The organism is Agathobaculum sp. LCP25S3_E8, assembly GCF_052117165.1.
Lineage (GTDB): Bacteria > Bacillota > Clostridia > Oscillospirales > Butyricicoccaceae > Agathobaculum.
Genome location: NZ_JBQKJR010000006.1, coordinates 30,584 through 47,194, shown reverse-complemented (window position 1 = coordinate 47,194; position 16,611 = coordinate 30,584). Strand labels below are relative to the sequence as shown.

Here is a 16,611-nt window from a genome sequence, read left to right as displayed (position 1 = left end):
CCTTTTCTTCTATCATACGTTGTTTTGGGGGGTTCGTCAAGGGGAAGGAGGATAAAGCACACAGTTAAGCTTAAAATCCTATGGGCGCCCGGCCGGTATCTTCCAAAAGCAGATCGAGCGTACCGCTGCCGACCTGCGCGCGCAGCAGCGGACAGGCGTTGCTGCTGCCTTTTTGGGAGGCATGGTGCGTGTCGGAGGTGGTTCCGGAGATGGCGTGCCCGTCGAGCAGGATTGCGCCGCCGTCTGAATCGAGCTGGTAGCTGAGCGCAGACGAATCCGGGTATTCGCCAACAAGGGTCGCAGTCATGCTACCATCACCAAGCGAGATATCCAGTGTGCCGCTGGTGCTCATTTGTCCGATTTTGAGTTGATCTGCGTAAAGTTTTCCGTTTTGCACAGTGATATTGTATTTGTCACTGGAGAGTTTTTCTGCGTTCAGCGTGCCGTCTGCGATATGGATTTCCAGATTATCGGCGGCAAACGGTCCGGAGCCGGTGATATCGACGGTTTGATCCCCGACGTTCAGAAAAATGTTGGAATACGATATTGTGTACGGCACATTGATGACGCATTGCTCCGACCCGCTGGGCGTGAGACACAGCGACCAGGTGGAGCCGTCGATTGTGCTGCTGGTGATGTTTGCGCCGGACACATCAAAGCTCGCCGTGCCGCTGACAATGTTAATTGTGCCGTTGTTATCCGAGACACCGGAAAAGTCAAAGTTCAGCGAGGAGATGACATCCATGCTGCGGGGGATATCAATGCCGCTGGCAATCGTTTCATGCCGCGTGTCCAGCCAGTCATCTACCCAGTCGGTATCAAAGTTGTCCAGCGCATCATCGACCGCACGATCGACCGTATCATCGATCCAGTCATCCAGATCGTCGTCAAACCAGCCGGAGTGCCAGCCGTGGTCATCTACCCATGAATGATAATGCCACCGGTTTTGCATGCCATACGCAATATCACGGATGCTTTCGCTGACTGGATGCAGCGCGCCGTTATAATAGGAGCCGTACAGCTGTCCGCCGGCGGCCCAGCCGCCCAGCATCAGGCAGCCGCCGATGACCAGAATCGAGCAGCAGGCGATAATGAGTTTTTTCATTTCGTTTCACCTCCGTTTTTGCGTGTGCGGCCGCGCCACTTGTCAATTGGCCAGCGAAGCAAGGCCACAAGCGCGCGAAACAGCGGCGGCACAAACAAAATACACAGCTTAATTACCAAAAGCGACAGCAGAATGCCCAGTGCGAACAGCGCAAGACCGCAGCCGAGGGTCATCACCGCGCTGGCAGGCATGCTCCACAGGACAAAGGAGATGCCGCACAGGATAACGCCTGCTGCCAGCAGGCAGAGCGGCACGACTACGACAAACACCAGTACCACCAGCACGACGGACAGCAGAATGCCGAACAGGGTGGTGATCAGGCCTATCAGCACGCCTGCGAGCGGGATACCGACCGGAATGGCCAGCAGCACCAGCACAAGCAGAAGCCACGGATTGATGCCGTGCCAGCGGCGCTTTTTCTGCTGCGGCGCTGTACTGTTCGATGCAGGCTGCACGGGTGTCACTTCCCGATAATCCGCAAGGATTTGTCCGGCTACTTTTTCCGGTGTGCCCAGATCGGCAATCACTTTCTCTTCGTTTTCCGGTCCCGCGTCGTCAAAATATTCCTCATAATAGCGCAGGGCGCTGGCGCGTTCCTCCTCGGGCAGGACGGAAAGCGCGCGCCGAAGCGCCGCCATATATTCAGTTCTGTTCATTGGCTAACCCCTCCAAAAAAGATCGCGTCGATGCCGTTCCGGTAATTTTGCCAGTCGATACGGTGCTGCCGGAGCTGGGCGCGGCCGTGCTCGGTAATTTTGTAATACCGCCGGTTGCGCCCGGCAAAGGCCTCGTCGTAGGTTGTCAGGCAGCCGTCCTTTTGCAGGCGGCGAAGTACCGGATACAGTGTCGATTCGGAAATTTCCAACACTTTTTGCACATCCTGTGTGATGCGGTAGCCATAGGTGCTCTCCCGCTCGACCACTGCAAGCACGATCCCGTCGAGCAGGGAGGAGGCGATCGGGTATGACATGGAATACCACCTCTCTTTTTGTGTTTGCAATAATATTATATGATATATAATATAGTCCGTCAACTGGTATTTCAAAAAAATAGTATGAAGGAATTGTAAATTTTGTAGGAATGGTGCGCGGAAAAGCGTAGTTTTGCATTGTATTTGCACGTCAAATAGCGTATAATGTTATCTGTATGAGTAGAAGGCAATAACAAGAAGGGGCGAAACAGGAAAATGAAACTGGCTGTATTATTTGGCGGCATTTCCAGCGAGCACGATATTTCGTGCCTGTCCGCTGCGTCCATTCTGCGCAATTTGGACAAAAACAAATATGAGATCTACGCGGTCGGCATCACGCAGGAGGGCAAGTGGTTTTACTGCCCGACCTGTGATCCCGACCGCATTGAAAACGGTTCGTGGGAGCGCATGGCGGATAAGGTGCCAGCAGTGCTCTCGCCGGATCGTGGTGTACATGGTCTGATGCTGCTGCATGAGGACAAGGCGGAGACGGTACGCTTGGACTGCGTGTTCCTGGTGCTGCACGGCGTTGGCGGCGAGGACGGCACGATGCAGGGCCTGCTGGAGCTGGCGGGCATCCCGTATGTGGGCTGCGGCGTAGCGGCAAGCGCCAATTCGATGGATAAATCCATCACCAAGGCAATCGTGGAGACAGCCGGTGTGCGGCAGGCAAGATATTTCCTTGCACTGCGGCAGGATTTTGAGCGCGGCGCGGAAGGCGTGGTCCGTGCGGCGGCCGAGGCGCTCGGTTCTTTCCCGGTGTTTGTCAAGCCCTGTTCGCAAGGCTCGTCGGTCGGTGTTGCCAAGGCGGGCGATATGCTTGAGCTTGCCGCGGGTCTGACCGAGGCGTTCAAACTGGACAGCAAGGTGCTGGTCGAGGAGTTTATCGATGGGCATGAGGTCGAGTGCGCAGTGCTGGGCAATCAGCGTCCGGTGGCCTCTACCGTGGGCGAGATTGCGCCGACGCAGGCGTTTTATACATTTGATGCCAAGTATAAGGATGAAAGCTCCAAACTGTACATCCCGGCCCATATCACCGAGACGCAGATGGAGACCGTGCGGCAGAATGCGCTGCGCGTCTATGCCGCGCTCGGCTGCCGCGGCCTGTCCCGCGTAGACTTCTTTGTTACCCATGAGGATGGTGAGGTTGTGTTCAATGAGCTGAACTCCATTCCGGGCTTCACCTCCATCAGCATGTATCCCAAGCTGTTTGATTACGAGGGGCTGCATTATCCTGACCTGCTGGACCGTCTGATTGAGCTGGCGCTGGAGGAGCATCATGGATAATCGCGCGATTGGCGTGTTTGACTCCGGTCTGGGCGGCCTGACTGCGGTGCGGCGGCTGCACGCGCTGATGCCGCAGGAGAACATCATTTATTTTGGCGATACCGGACGCGTGCCTTATGGTACGCGCGGACGGGATACTATTATTAAATATGCGCGTCAGGACGTTGCGTTCCTGCGGCAGTTTGACCTAAAAGCCATTATCATTGCATGCAACACGGTGTCATCGGTTGCGCTTGACCTGCTCGACCGGGAAAATGACATTCCGATTATCGGTACGGTCGAGCCTGCCTGCCGCCGTGCGATGACAATGACGCAAAACGGCAGGGTCGGTGTCATCGGCACGGCGGCGACCGTGCGGTCGGGCGCGTATGAGCGTTATCTGCACCATGCGGACGGCAGCCTGACACTGTATAACCAGCCCTGCCCGCTGTTTGTGCCGCTGGTCGAGAATGGCCGCGTGCAGCGCGGTGATGTGGTGATTGAAACGGTCGTGGCGGAGTATCTCGCGCCGCTCAAAGACGCGGGCGTGGACACATTGATTTTGGGCTGCACGCACTATCCGCTGCTCGAGGACGTAATCGGGGACTTTATGGGACCTGATGTGACGCTCATCGACTCGGGTGCGGAGGCGGCAAACCTCGCCTCGACGCAGTTTGACCCCGCCGGAGGGCCGGGCGAGACAAGGTATTTTGTCTCGGATGACCCGGACGGGTTTGACCAGCTTGCGGGCCTGTTTTTGCAGGAGCAGATTGAAGTGGGCGCGGGCTTGGTCGACATTTCAAGCTATTGATAAAGGCATGGACGGAGAACGAGCAATGAAAAAGGACGTTTGGCTTTCGATTTCCTCCAAACAGCAGTTTGCTGACTGCGACGAGGAGCGGATTAACTTAGTGACCGCCGCAACGCTGTATGAGCGCGGCGGGAAATATTATATCGCCTATGAGGAGAGCGAGCTGACCGGGCTGGAAGGTACCAAAACCACGGTCAAACTGGACGGCAAGACGGTCGCGCTCATCCGAACAGGCGCATACCCTTCGCACATGCTGTTTGCCGAGGATGAACGGCATGTTGGATTGTATCAGACACCGATTGGCGCGGAGATGACGGTTTCCACCCATACCTCGCGTGTGCGCAATACCGTGGGGGAAAACGGCGGTGAGCTGGTGATTGATTATACGGTGGAAGTGGATCATTCGCTGATGGGCGAACACCATTTTGAAATGGTGGTGTCCACGCAGCCGGCACAGGTTTGAGAAAAATAAACGGAGAGTGAACAGATGAACGCATATGAATTTGCGCGCGCCGAAGCAACCCGCGTGGTTGAGGCGGCTTATCATAAAGCAGTGGCGGCGGGTGTGCTGCCCGAAGGCGATATTCCGCCCGTTGCGGTGGAGACTCCCAAGGATGCTTCCAACGGTGACTGGGCATCCACCTTTGCCATGCAGTGCGCCAAGCCCCTGCGCATGGCGCCCCGCAAGATTGCGGAGGCAATCGTAGACAACCTTGATTTGTCGGGCAGCTGCTTTGACACGGTGGACATCGCGGGTCCCGGTTTCATGAATTTTACGCTCGGCCAGAGCTGGTATGAAAAAGCGGTGCGTGGTGTGTTTGAAATGGGCAACAATTACGGCCGCAGCCAGACCAAAACACCGGAAAAAGTGATGGTCGAGTTCGTGTCCGCCAACCCTACCGGTCCGATGCATATGGGTAACGCGCGTGGTGGCGTGCTGGGCGACTGTCTCGCATCCGTGCTGGACTGGTCGGGCAATGATGTGACGCGCGAGTTCTATATCAACGACGCGGGCAATCAGGTCGATAAGTTTGCTCACTCGGTCGAGGGCCGCTATATTCAGGAAATTCGTGGCGAGGACGCCATCGAGTTCGACCCCTCGTGGTATCAGGGCGACGACATCAAGGCGTTGGCGCACGACCTTGTCGAGCAGTACGGTGACAGCTTGATGGACAAAACGCCGGAAGAGCGTTTTGCCATCATCGAGGGTTACGGCCTGCCGACCAACATCGCGCGTATGGAGCGCGATCTCAAGCGTTATAAAATCAATTATGATGTTTGGTTCCGCGAGAGCGAGCTGCATGAGAGCGGCTATGTCAAGGAAACCATGGACCTTTTAACAGAAAAAGGCGCGACCTACGAAACCGAGGACGGCGCGCTCTGGCTGCGTTCGACCGCGTTCGGCTGCGATAAGGACGACGTATTGCGCCGTGCCAACGGTTTTTACACCTATTTTGCGGCGGATATTGCCTATCACCGCAACAAGTTTGAAAAGCGCAGCTTTGACCGTGTCATCAATATCTGGGGCGCGGACCATCACGGCCACGTCAAGCGTTTGCAGTGCGCGCTCGATGCGCTCGGTTTGGACGGAACGCACCGTCTGGAAATCGTGCTGATGCAGCTGGTGCGCATGATGCAGGGCGGCGAGGTCGTCCGTATGTCCAAGCGTACGGGCAAGAGCCTGACCTTAACCGATCTGCTGGACGAAATTCCGGTCGACGCGGCGCGTTTCTTCTTTAATTCCCGTGCGGCGGAGACGCAGATGGAGTTCGATCTCGACCTTGCGGTCAAGCAGGATTCGGACAACCCGCTTTATTATGTGCAGTATGCGCATGCGCGTATCTGCTCGGTTATCAAGAACTGCACCGAGGACGGCGTGGCCATGCCGGATACGGCAAGCGTCGATCTCTCCGTTCTGACCGGCGCGGATGAACGTCAGCTCGTCAAGACCATTGCGCAGTTCCCGGAGGAAATTGTGCAGGCGGCGGTCAGCCGCGACCCGTCGCGACTGAATAAGTATGCCGTGGCGCTGGCGCAGCAGTTCCATCATTTCTATAATGCCTGCCGCATCAAGTGCGATGATGAAAAGCTGTGTGCGGCACGTTTGACGCTGTGCTTTGCCGCCCGTCAGACCATTGCCAATGCACTGGGACTTATCGGCGTGGACGCACCGGAGAGCATGTAATATAAAGATACGGAACGGTGTTTTGCCCTCTGACAAGGGAGAGAATCAATGAAAAAAATTGCAAAAAGGCTGGTTGCCCTGACGCTGGCAGCGGCGACACTGACCGTGCCTGCGGGCGCAATCACACAGGATGGACAAAGCGAAACCTGGTTTGACGGCGTTTGGTCGCTTATTGACAGTTTGGGTTTGAAAGCGGAGAATAATCCGTATGTGCTGCAAAACTATATCAACAAGTATTTGCAGGAACATCCGGAGGAGATGTACAACGTCATCAACGATATTCTGTCGCTGCTCGATACGCATTCCATGTATCTGTCAAGCGAGGAGTACTCGGAGGGCTTTTCCACACTGGAGGGCTTTGTCGGTATTGGCGTGGGAATCCAGCAGGGTTCCGGCGGTGTGCTGATCAGTGAGGTGATGCGCTACTCCGCAGCGGAAGAGGCAGGGCTGCAAATCGGGGATCTCATCATTGCGGTGGACGGTAAGGATGCTACGCAGATGACCAATACTGAGGTGGCCGAACTGCTGCGCGGAAAAGAAGGCACCAGCGTGAATGTCACGGTGCGCCGACAAGGCCGCGAACTGACCGTCACCTGTGTGCGGCGGCAGGTGAATCAGGTTTATGTATCCAGTCAAACCATGGCTGACGGTGTGGAATACATCAAGATCAGCGCAATAGGGTCGCAGAACGATTGGAATGCCTTTTCGGAAATCTGGGAAGGGCTGGATGAAAAGAATACGCGCGCGGTCATTCTGGATCTGCGCGGCAACAGCGGCGGCGTGATCGATATTGCGCTGAAAATGGCAGACACCATAACGCAGAATGCAAATGTATATCTGGCCGGTGTACACTGGCGGGAGGATATGGGCGGTCTGGAAGAGCATTATTCCACCGGAGGCGGCCTGCCGCTGAATAAAATTGTTGTGCTTGTGGATGGTGGAACGGCTTCGGCAGCCGAGCTGCTTGCAGGCAGCCTGCAGGATACCGGCGCGGCGACGCTGGTTGGTGAAAAGACCTATGGCAAGGGTCAGGGGCAGTATCATATCGACTTAATCAATGGCGACAAGCTGGTCATCACCACATTGGAGCTGGAGTTGCCTGAGCAGGGCTGCTGGGAGGGCGTCGGACTGACACCGGACCTCCAGATTGAAAATCGTACGGTGACAGTCAATGCCGAGCGGTTGACACCGCTCGATACGACCGAAAACCTGCGCTTCGGTATGCAGTCGGACAATGTTTACGCCATGACCGAGCGGCTGGTGCTGCTGGGCTTGCTGGACGAGGCTACGAATACGTTTGACGGGAAAGTGACCAGTGCAGTGCAGTCCTTCCTTGCAAGCTATGATATGGAGCCGGAGCTGTATGCTTCGTCCGAAATGCTGCAGGCGCTGGATGCGGCGATGCAGACGCTGGACGGACAGACCTACGAATTGGATGAGCAGCTGCTCACCGCACTGGAAATGTGCAAGCTGGCGGCAGCGGAGCCGCAGCAATATACCGCGCTGCCGGATGGCAGCTGGAAGAAAAACTAATTGGATGGTATTCTTCTTGGGAGGAAAACAACATTGGATATTCCTTTATGCCCGATGGAACATAAACCGCAAATTCTGTTAACCGATCCGGCAACTTTGCCGCTCTGCCAGCAGCAGCCGGAGCGCTTTGCGGGTGCGATTGCACCGGATGGAGAAACCTGTGCAGTATGGGCGCAAAGTCTTGCGCCCTTGCCGGTTGGGTTGATGCTGGATTGTCCGCCCGTTCCGGATGTAGAAGAATGCGGGCGGCCGGTTACGGTGGCGTACATGAAGCGGTGCAAGCAGACGTTTCGTCCGCTTTTGCATGATGACGCGGCATTTTACTGTCTGCGCGGCGCACAAACCTTTGCGGCGCTGCGCGCGGCAGTGCTGGCGCTGGGGGATTTGTGCGGCCGTACCGTGATTGCGGAGCTGCTGGTAGACGATGACGAAGGCCATCTATCCGACGGTACGGATATTCGTGCAGCGGTAGGTGTATTGCAGCGCATCGGTGTGACAACGGTCATTCTGACCGCACATGATCCGCAGTCGATCACTGAGGCGCTCGATATGACGGCGCCGTATGCCCGTTTGTCGCTTGGCGTATGTGTACACTCTGCATGGCTGCGTGCGCAGACCACCCTGTATAATACGGAAATCTTTCTGCCGGCCGAGCACGACGATACTGCGCGGCTGTTGGCGGCAATCGACTCCCATACGGAAGGCACGGTGGTTGCGCGCGACCATGATGATTTTATTCTGGCGCCGGACGGTAAAAATGCGCATTTCATCGATCCGACGATTGATATTTCGGATGAGATCGAGTGCGGTCCCCGGCTGGAGGAGACGCTTATTGCGGCGGAGGATGATGCCGGTGCGCTCAAGCTGGTGCTCGAAACCGAGGATGATGTGATTGCGCTGGAGGAATACTGGTATATGATTTCACGGCCGCTGTGCTTGTGCGCGGAGTCGGCCGAGCTGCTCGAGCAAGGATTGCAGGTGTATCCGGGCCTTGCACTCTATGACGGCACGTGGGAACAGCCGGAAGAGGTTGTGCACTATCTGGAACAAAAATACGGTTTGATTCGTTTATAAACTTTGGGCCGGAGGGAAAGAGCGCTGCGGCGCTGAATATATGTGGAGGAATGCAATGGACTGGAAAGAAGTCACAATTTACACGACCACAGCCGGAATCGGCCCGGTCGAGGCGCTTCTGGAGGATAACGGCGTAGAGGGCTATGTGCTGGAAGACGCTGCCGATTTTGAAGAATTCTTGCAGGATACTGAAATCTACTGGGACTATGTGGATGAGGATTTGGTGCGCGAGAAACGCGCACAGGAAACCTGCTTGAAAATCTATCTGTCGGACGATGAGGACGGTGCAAAGCAATATGCCGCCATTTGTGCTGCGCTGGAAAATCTGAAGGCGCGAGATGATGCGCATGCGTGGGGCCGCTTATGCACCGAAACCGCGTTAACCCGTCAGGAGGACTGGGAATGGGGCTGGAAGCAGTATTTCAAGCCGTTCCCGGTAGGCGAAACCTTCATGATTAAGCCCTCGTGGGAGACGGTGGACGATGCGCAGGGAAGAAAAATTCTGGAGATTGACCCGGCCTCTTCCTTTGGCACAGGCAGTCACGACACCACGCAGCTTTGCATGGCTGCGCTGGAAAAACTCGTTCATCCGGGCGATACGCTGCTCGATATGGGCACTGGGTCGGGGATTCTGGCAATTGCGGCGGCGATGCTGGGCGCAGATGTCAAAACCGTGGTGGATATCGACGAGAATTGCCTGAAAACCGCGCAGGAAAACGCGGAGAAAAATCATGTTTTTATCGGCAGGGGATTGTGTGGCGATGCGCTGCGCAATCCGCAGCTGGCGCAGGAAATCGGTGCGGGTTATGATATCATCGTGGCCAATATCGTGGCCGACGTTATCATCGGCATGGCGTCGATGTTTGCGGACAAGCTGGTGCCGGGCGGACATCTGATTTGCTCGGGGATTCTCAACGAGCGCGCGCAAGAGGTGCGTGCGGCGCTGGAACAAAGCGGTTTTGCGATTTTATCGCATGAACAAAGCGAAGATTGGACCGCTTTCACCGCAAAAAAGTAATTCACGGAATGTTCACTTGCAATAGTGCGTTTTTTTTGATAGAATAGGAAAGGTTACTTGATTGTTATGCCGAGATTCTTTGTATCCGAGCAGCCGGAAAACGGTGTGTTGACGCTGCGCGGAGAGGATGCGCACCACGCGGGACGTGTGCTGCGGCTGCGTCCGGGTGAGTCGGTGACCCTGTGCAACGGCAGGGGCACGGATTTTGATTGTTCGATTGAGACGGTCGAAAAGGACGCGGTTCTTTGCCATGTGCTGGACAGTCATCCGGCTGAAACCGAACCACGGCAGCAATTGACGCTGTTTATGGCGCTGCCGAAAAGCGATAAGATGGATTTTATCGTGCAGAAGGCAGTGGAGCTTGGAGCGCGGGAAATCGTGCCGTATCTGTCCAAAAACTGTGTATCGCGGCCGGATAAAACCGATAAAAAAGTAGAACGCTGGCAGAAAATTGCGTTGGAAGCCGCTAAACAGTGCGGCAGAGGATATCTGCCTGCGGTCGGTGCGGTAGTATCGTTTGAGCAGGCAGCAGAGCAGGCGGCACAGAGTCAAACCGCGCTGTTCTTTTATGAAAATGAACGGCAGACCGGCCTGCATGACGCATTGTTGGATGGCGTCGGCGAGACGGTTTCCTTGATGATTGGACCGGAAGGCGGTTTTGCGCCCGAGGAGGCTGCATTTGCTGCCGAAGCGGGTCTGACAAGCGTATCACTGGGCACGCGCATTTTGCGGTGCGAAACGGCGCCGATTGCGGCGCTTGCCGCCGTGCTGTATGCAGGCGGAAACATGTAAGAACAAAAAAGAGGGAGTGTAGGCATTGGCTAAAAGCAATGTGGGCAAAAAGCCAATCAGTGAAGAAGAATATACCACCAATAAGGTGTTGACAGTATTTAGTGTCTGCCTGTTAGGCGTACTGGTTCTGATGATTGTACAGCGCCTGATCGATTACGGCAATACTTGGGCAACCGGTATGCTGGTGACCAAAATCCTGCTGGGAATTGGCGTTTTAGGTGTGATTTGCGGTGTTGCTTTGCTGGTGCGTGAGCTTTCCGGCAAGCGGTCGACTGCTCGCCGCATTCTGTGCGGACGCAATGTGTTGATTACCAGCATTGTGCTGGTGCTGGCTATGGCTGCCATTATGTATCTGGGTACCGGCCCGATTAAGCTGCTGTATGTGGCATTGCCGGTTCTGGCGGTATATTATCTGGTATATCATTCTTATGCGCGGGAATTTTTCCTGATTGCAGTGGATACCGGCCTGGGCGTTGGCCTGATGTGGTTGGTGCGCCGTGCGCTGGATAGCGCAAGTTATGGCTGGATGGCTTATGCAGCGCTGGGCGCGGCGGTCGTGTTGACGATTGTGCAGCTCATCTGTGTTGCAACGCTGCGTGGGAAAAGCGGAAAGACCGTTTCCCGCGGCAAGAAGGTTAGCGCACAGTTCAGCCGGAATGCCTATATGATGCTGATAATCACACCGGTGCTGATGGCAGTGCTGGTGGCGGCGGTCTTGTTTGCACCGGCGCATATTTTGATTGCAATGGGTGTTGCAGCGGCATATCTGTTTATCACAGCGGTATACTATACTGTGAAGCTGATGTAATTGTGGATAGCGATGCGGGCGGACGGCTTGACCGTCCGCTTGCTTTTTCGTGAGGAGGGAAGGCATGAAGCGGCTGGCCGGAATTTGGTTGGTCTTGCTGCTGGCCGGTGGAGCAGCGTTATGGTGGTATCCGCGCGTGGTATCGCCGCATGTACAGAATCCGTATCAGGCGGCTGCGTTGCTGGAGCAGGATGCGAGAGCGGATGGTGACGGTGTGCTGTTTCGCACCGAGGAAGTAGACCCGGACGAGGTATATCGCGCGCTGGAGGCACGCTATCCGTTTGCGTTTTCCCTGCATGCGACCGTTCGGCCAAACCAAACTACGGAATTGCGTGTGGAGGTATCCCGTCGGGCACGGCAGGAGCAGGCGGAGACGTATGCCCAGGCACTCGCGGCGGAAAGCATCACGGACGATATGACCGAGGAACAGAAGCTGCGCGCGCTACATAATACGCTGGTGCGCCTGTGCAGCTATGACACCGATACGGCGGCGCAGGCGGTGCCGGATGGTGCGTCTGCTCCCTTTGCGGCGGATGGAGCGCTTCTGGACCATCGAGCCGTATGCGCGGGTTATGGCCGCGCATACGGGATGCTGTGCGAAGCGGCAGGGATAAAAACCATCTATGTGGCTTCTGAAGAGATGAATCACGGCTGGAATGCGGTGCGGCTGGATGGACAGACCTATTTCATCGACTGCACCTTTGACGATCCTGTGCCCGACCGCGGCGAATATGTTTCCGATCAGTTTTTCATGCTGACCGCAGAAGAGCTGTCCAAGACCCATGTTTGGGATGAGGCGTTCTATGAACAGGTGCTCGACAACATGGAAAAAGAAAATTCATAAAATCTTGAAAAAACCCTTGACACTACATAGAACATGAGTTATAATAACTATCGTCGCCGGCGAACGGGCGACGCAGGAAAGTGAGTACGGCGGTATAGCTTAGTTGGCTAGAGCGTTCGGTTCATACCCGAAAGGTCATTGGTTCAAGTCCAATTACCGCTACCATTTCCCTTGGCCCGTTGGTCAAGCGGTCAAGACACCGCCCTTTCACGGCGGTAACGCGGGTTCGATTCCCGCACGGGTCACCATATGGAAGTTTAGCTCAGCTGGGAGAGCATCTGCCTTACAAGCAGAGGGTCAGCGGTTCGAGCCCGTTAACTTCCACCAAAAGAACGGCATCTGCAAAAGCAGATGCCGTTCTTTTTTTGCTGCCGTTCTTTTGAATCGAAAATCCATTCGTGGTGTGCGGTTAAATATTTCGGTTGTTTGTTAAGTCCGGTGGATGTCAGCTCTTTGGACGCCTGTCGCATAGGCTGACAAAGAGCTGACATTGTATTCCGCTTACTGTTCCGATGCTTAGTTTTCCCAGCTGATTGCCGATACCGGGCAGGAGTCGATGGCGCTCTGCACCTCGCTTTGATTTTCCGCGGTTGCCTCCTGATATGCTTCGGCTTTCCCGTCATCATTCATCTGGAACACGGCGTCGCACATTCCGCAGCAAAGGCCGCAGCCAATACAGGTATCCTGATCTACAAATGCTTTCATATCAAAAACTCCTTTTCTTAAAATACAACAACAAGCAGCATCTTGAATGCTTCTTCTCCGTATACAGCATGGGGATGTCCGGCGGGCATCACGATGGATTCTCCTTCATGCAGCAGATAATCCACGCCGTCAATGGTTATTTTGCCTACGCCATCGAGGCAGGTGACAAAGGCGTCTCCGCCTGATTCGTGGGTACTGATTTCCTCACCCTTGGCAAAGGAGAACAGTGTGATACTGACGGCGCTGTTCTGTGCCAGCGTTTTGCTGACCACCTGTCCGTCCTGATAGGAAATTTGCTCCTTCAGAACCAGAACTTCCGATTGGCTGATATTTTTCATTTTGATGCTCATAATAAGACCTCCGAATTTATAATACAAGTAATGTCATACTTTTTCATGCAATTTATTCTGTCAAACATGGCTTGACAGAAATTGATAGTTGTTCCATCGGAATTCAATGCTCTGCAATCTGTGATTGCGTTCCATAGAACCGCTCGCCTTACTCTGGCTTATGTTTTTATATTAGACCATCCTTCCTGGAATGTATGTTGTCAAAACAACAAATCGTGAATGCTGTGGGTGTTTTTGTGCAGAAATCGAGCAGAACGGTAGGCGCTTGCCGCACGAGTATGATGCCAAGCAAAATGGGGTACCTGTGGATAATATTTACAAAAGCGTGTTGCTGGTTATATTGCTTTCTGCTAAAATAAGATATATCTTCCTTTTTCTCAAAGGGGCTGATAAGAGGGGTAATTATAGGATTGTTTCACATATGTAAAGAAAGAAGATGAATGAAGATGAAAAAGCGCAATCCCATATTAGGCGTGATTTGTCTGGTGGTCTTGATTGGCGCCGGATGGTATTTTCTCCGTGGCGGCGCTGAGAAAGCAGAAATCACTATCAACGGCGTTCCCTGTGAGATGTGTACCATGACCGTGCAGGAGTTTATGGGGGATAATTATGTTCTTGCCACCTCGTCTGTAGAGGGCAGGTCTGTTTATACATACAATTACGACGATGCGGAGCTGGAGGCCAAGAGCTATTACAATATGGCGGTTCCCTTCTGCCCGAAGGACGGAGTGGGCGCACCAATCGCCTGCTGGCTCTATAATCCCACTTCGGAGCCGGTGGAAATTCGGGACGGAAAGATCTGCGCTATCTCCTGTGAAGTGCCTGAATTGCGGACCTATGATATTACCGTGTCTGTAGCTGGTTTGGAGTTAGACAGCCAGAGCAAAACAGAAATCAAAACCTATATGGACGAGCAGATGAAGGGCTATCAATCGAGCGAGAACGAGGATGTAAACGCCATATCGTACACTAAGGGAAAGGTGTCTTATACCTTCAGTTTTGATGAGGACGACATTCTGGAAAATGCCATCGCCCGGTATAATGTGTGATTTGCCATGGAAAGAAACGAGTTTTTAAGCCCTCTGGTAAATTTGATGCACCAAAAGCGGTGGGAGGATGCATATGTTTGGTTTCGGGAACACCAAAACCGGTTTTCCAGGCGGGAGCAGCGGCTGATTCGTGCCGTCTTGTCCAGACGGCTATGGCGTGCCCCCGTGCTGCTCGCGGTGGTCGCGCTGGTGCTGCAAGTGACAGCTGCCGGCCTGTTCGACAACCAGATTCAGGATTTCTTCTCTTTTCTCGGCAGATCCTTTCGGCCCTATATGTATGTGGCTTCGGTGGTTCCGCTCCTTGTTAACTTGGCTTTGGCGATCCTGTTGGCCATTCAGTGTTATGAGCGGCTGGTGTTCACCTTCCGCATGTTCGGGCTGCGCCCGCTTTGGGGCAGAGCGGTTACCGCTTGGGCGTTCACTCTGCTGCTGGCGGGATGGTCTGTGTATTCGCTGGTTCCTTATATCCAGGACTTCCCCTTGGTGGCGGCAGGGGAGTGGCGTACCGGTATTGTTACCAGAGAGCAGCAGGAGGCCACAGCCATGAACAATGTGCTGGTGGAAATGGGACGGGAGCCGGAGGGAGAATACGATCCCGTTCCGTGGTACTCTACCCCCCGCTGGCCCAAGCTGCTCATGTCGATCATGCCGGGGCTTTATAACCGTTGGGTGTGCGACATTCATGTGGACGATGTCACCTGCCGCATGGGGCGACTTCAGTTTGACCTGACGGACTATGATAGCAATATCTATCCGGTGCGGGTGGATTATCTGCCCCACAGCAAACTGGTGTTGTGGATCTCTTGCGGGGAGGGCTAATCCGTGGACAAAAAACGAAAATGGAGATGGTGGATGCCGGCTTTGGTCTTGACCGTTGTGCTGCCTGTCTGCGCTTTGATTGCTCCCTCTGTGATGAAGTCTGTGTTCTGGCAGTTTGCGAGCGATCCGGCAGTAGCCGTTCTTCAAGGCGAACATGTGGGAGGACTTATCCGTGCAGCGCTGTTGACCGCAGCCCCTGTTGTTCCGGTCGTATGCTTTATTTTGGAGCAGGCCGGCGTTCGTCGCGCGCGGTGGCAGCGGAAAAACAGCCGGCCGCCGGAGTTTGCCACACAGGAGGAACGCAAGGCCTTCTATCTCAAAGAGTTGGACCGCGAGAAACACGCGCGGCAAGGCACACCATGGATCGTCTATGCCGCCTTGTGCGGCCTGTCTATCCTGCTGTTTGGCAGCGGAGTGCTTCGAGCGGCACTGCCTCGGCAGATCGAGGAGACCGCTCGGGACTTGGAGGCATATCGCGCCGGTCAGCCTGCGGTTTATGAAGGGCCGCTTCAGCTGGTGGACCGCCAGTTGCGCGATGGGGTCAGAGTGGTCCCTGACGAGCGGTTTGTGTATTACGATTCGGCGGAAGATTCTCTGCGGTGCGCTGTGACCTTGCTTTCCCAGACCCAGCTGATGCAGGAATCCTATACCGTGACCTATCTGCCGGAAACGGGTACGATCCTCACCATCACAGACGCCGCCGGAAATCTGCGCACCGGAGGGGCGGAAGCCGAGCTGTCTGCGCCGACGGGATGCTGGCTGTACGGTGATTTGGCGGTGCCCATCTGTAATAAAGTGGAGGGGTATGCCGGTTTGTCCAAAGAGCAGCAGGCGTTGTTCGATTTGATGTATTCTGAGGTGCTCAGCGGCGGCGTAGCAGCGGGAAAGATACCAACCCGGAGTTTTGATTTGCCTTATCCGCTCAAAAAGGACGAGTTTAACGCTGTGCTGGAGTTGTATGAGGCGTCGGTGTCTACGGATAAGTATCCGAATCACGGCTACCGCACGGATGATGGGCGTATCGTTCGTCAGGCGTACTGCTATGGCATCACCTATGCAAAATGAAATATATCTTTGTTCAATGTTTGTTCACTGCCTGTGGTTTTCTGCTGGACGCAGAGGAATGGTTGACAAAACAGCATCTCACAGTCCCAAACAGTTTTTATACGCAAAATACAGTATTTCAGATTTGCGTTAAATTCTAAGCGATTGTCGGTTGCGGCAATTGGGTCAGTATGCTTTTGAAGCATAAAAGTGCATATATCATAAGTATTTGCTATTT

The 16,611-nt window shown here is 54.6% G+C and carries 18 protein-coding genes and 3 tRNA genes; 16 read left to right on the top strand and 5 right to left on the bottom strand.

Annotated features, from left to right (window positions below; genetic code table 11):
• Positions 1-70: 70 nt before the first annotated feature.
• The 3 genes from ACTQ34_RS03925 to ACTQ34_RS03915 are packed head-to-tail and all read right to left on the bottom strand — an operon-like array spanning position 71 to position 2,075.
• Positions 71-1,105 carry a hypothetical protein gene (locus ACTQ34_RS03925; protein ID WP_441362600.1) on the bottom strand — a complete coding sequence of 345 codons (1,035 nt, stop codon included), beginning with the start codon at positions 1,103-1,105 and terminating at the stop codon, positions 71-73.
• Positions 1,102-1,761, bottom strand: a complete 660-nt coding sequence (locus ACTQ34_RS03920; RefSeq protein ID WP_441362599.1) for a DUF1700 domain-containing protein — start codon at positions 1,759-1,761, stop codon at positions 1,102-1,104. The genes ACTQ34_RS03925 and ACTQ34_RS03920 overlap by 4 nt, the downstream gene beginning before the upstream one ends.
• Positions 1,758-2,075 carry a PadR family transcriptional regulator gene (locus ACTQ34_RS03915; protein ID WP_373165929.1) on the bottom strand — a complete coding sequence of 106 codons (318 nt, stop codon included), beginning with the start codon at positions 2,073-2,075 and terminating at the stop codon, positions 1,758-1,760. The genes ACTQ34_RS03920 and ACTQ34_RS03915 overlap by 4 nt, the downstream gene beginning before the upstream one ends.
• A 216-nt stretch (positions 2,076-2,291) precedes the next feature.
• Between ACTQ34_RS03915 and ACTQ34_RS03910 the strand changes: the two genes are divergently transcribed.
• From ACTQ34_RS03910 to ACTQ34_RS03850, 13 genes are all read left to right on the top strand, one after another.
• Positions 2,292-3,362 (top strand): D-alanine--D-alanine ligase family protein, encoded by a 1,071-nt coding sequence (locus tag ACTQ34_RS03910; protein WP_441362598.1) that lies wholly within the window; start codon positions 2,292-2,294, stop codon positions 3,360-3,362.
• Positions 3,355-4,152, top strand: coding sequence for a glutamate racemase (gene murI, locus ACTQ34_RS03905; protein WP_441362597.1), 798 nt, complete (start codon positions 3,355-3,357; stop codon positions 4,150-4,152). Before ACTQ34_RS03910 ends, murI begins: the two co-directional genes overlap by 8 nt.
• 25 nt (positions 4,153-4,177) lie before the next feature.
• Positions 4,178-4,615 (top strand): DUF1934 domain-containing protein, encoded by a 438-nt coding sequence (locus ACTQ34_RS03900; protein WP_373165934.1) that lies wholly within the window; start codon positions 4,178-4,180, stop codon positions 4,613-4,615.
• A 24-nt stretch (positions 4,616-4,639) separates the two neighbouring features.
• Entirely contained in the window at positions 4,640-6,337 is a 1,698-nt protein-coding gene (gene argS / locus ACTQ34_RS03895) for an arginine--tRNA ligase (RefSeq protein ID WP_441362596.1), read from the top strand.
• 48 nt (positions 6,338-6,385) lie between these two features.
• Positions 6,386-7,870, top strand: a complete 1,485-nt coding sequence (locus ACTQ34_RS03890) for a S41 family peptidase (RefSeq protein ID WP_441362595.1) — start codon at positions 6,386-6,388, stop codon at positions 7,868-7,870.
• A gap of 33 nt (positions 7,871-7,903) precedes the next feature.
• Positions 7,904-8,944, top strand: a complete 1,041-nt coding sequence (locus tag ACTQ34_RS03885) for a hypothetical protein (protein WP_441362594.1) — start codon at positions 7,904-7,906, stop codon at positions 8,942-8,944.
• Between the two features lie 55 nt (positions 8,945-8,999).
• The gene (gene prmA / locus ACTQ34_RS03880) at positions 9,000-9,962 is read left to right on the top strand and encodes a 50S ribosomal protein L11 methyltransferase (RefSeq protein WP_441362593.1); all 963 of its coding nucleotides are present in this window, start codon (positions 9,000-9,002) and stop codon (positions 9,960-9,962) included.
• A 66-nt stretch (positions 9,963-10,028) separates the two neighbouring features.
• Positions 10,029-10,754, top strand: a complete 726-nt coding sequence (locus ACTQ34_RS03875; RefSeq protein ID WP_441362592.1) for a 16S rRNA (uracil(1498)-N(3))-methyltransferase — start codon at positions 10,029-10,031, stop codon at positions 10,752-10,754.
• Positions 10,755-10,779: 25 nt separating this feature from the next.
• On the top strand, positions 10,780-11,562 hold the full coding sequence (locus ACTQ34_RS03870) for a hypothetical protein (protein ID WP_441362591.1): 783 nt from the start codon (positions 10,780-10,782) through the stop codon (positions 11,560-11,562).
• 64 nt (positions 11,563-11,626) lie between these two features.
• On the top strand, positions 11,627-12,406 hold the full coding sequence (locus ACTQ34_RS03865; RefSeq protein ID WP_441362590.1) for a transglutaminase domain-containing protein: 780 nt from the start codon (positions 11,627-11,629) through the stop codon (positions 12,404-12,406).
• Between the two features lie 88 nt (positions 12,407-12,494).
• Positions 12,495-12,571, top strand: a tRNA-Met gene (locus ACTQ34_RS03860).
• 8 nt (positions 12,572-12,579) lie between these two features.
• Positions 12,580-12,654 (top strand) — tRNA-Glu (locus ACTQ34_RS03855).
• A gap of 3 nt (positions 12,655-12,657) precedes the next feature.
• Positions 12,658-12,733, top strand: a tRNA-Val gene (locus ACTQ34_RS03850).
• A gap of 189 nt (positions 12,734-12,922) precedes the next feature.
• On the opposite strand, the gene ACTQ34_RS03845 is transcribed toward ACTQ34_RS03850, so the two are convergent.
• Positions 12,923-13,111 (bottom strand): ferredoxin, encoded by a 189-nt coding sequence (locus ACTQ34_RS03845; protein ID WP_441362589.1) that lies wholly within the window; start codon positions 13,109-13,111, stop codon positions 12,923-12,925.
• A 17-nt stretch (positions 13,112-13,128) separates the two neighbouring features.
• Positions 13,129-13,461 carry a cupin domain-containing protein gene (locus ACTQ34_RS03840; RefSeq protein ID WP_441362588.1) on the bottom strand — a complete coding sequence of 111 codons (333 nt, stop codon included), beginning with the start codon at positions 13,459-13,461 and terminating at the stop codon, positions 13,129-13,131.
• 440 nt (positions 13,462-13,901) lie between these two features.
• Here ACTQ34_RS03840 and ACTQ34_RS03835 point away from each other — a divergent pair, with 440 nt between their 5' ends.
• The 3 genes from ACTQ34_RS03835 to ACTQ34_RS03825 are packed head-to-tail and all read left to right on the top strand — an operon-like array spanning position 13,902 to position 16,394.
• Positions 13,902-14,510, top strand: a complete 609-nt coding sequence (locus ACTQ34_RS03835; RefSeq protein WP_441362587.1) for a hypothetical protein — start codon at positions 13,902-13,904, stop codon at positions 14,508-14,510.
• Between the two features lie 6 nt (positions 14,511-14,516).
• A complete protein-coding gene (locus tag ACTQ34_RS03830) occupies positions 14,517-15,329 on the top strand; it encodes a hypothetical protein (protein WP_441362586.1) in 813 nt (270 codons plus the stop codon).
• A gap of 3 nt (positions 15,330-15,332) precedes the next feature.
• Positions 15,333-16,394 (top strand): hypothetical protein, encoded by a 1,062-nt coding sequence (locus ACTQ34_RS03825; RefSeq protein ID WP_441362585.1) that lies wholly within the window; start codon positions 15,333-15,335, stop codon positions 16,392-16,394.
• Positions 16,395-16,611: the final 217 nt, after the last annotated feature.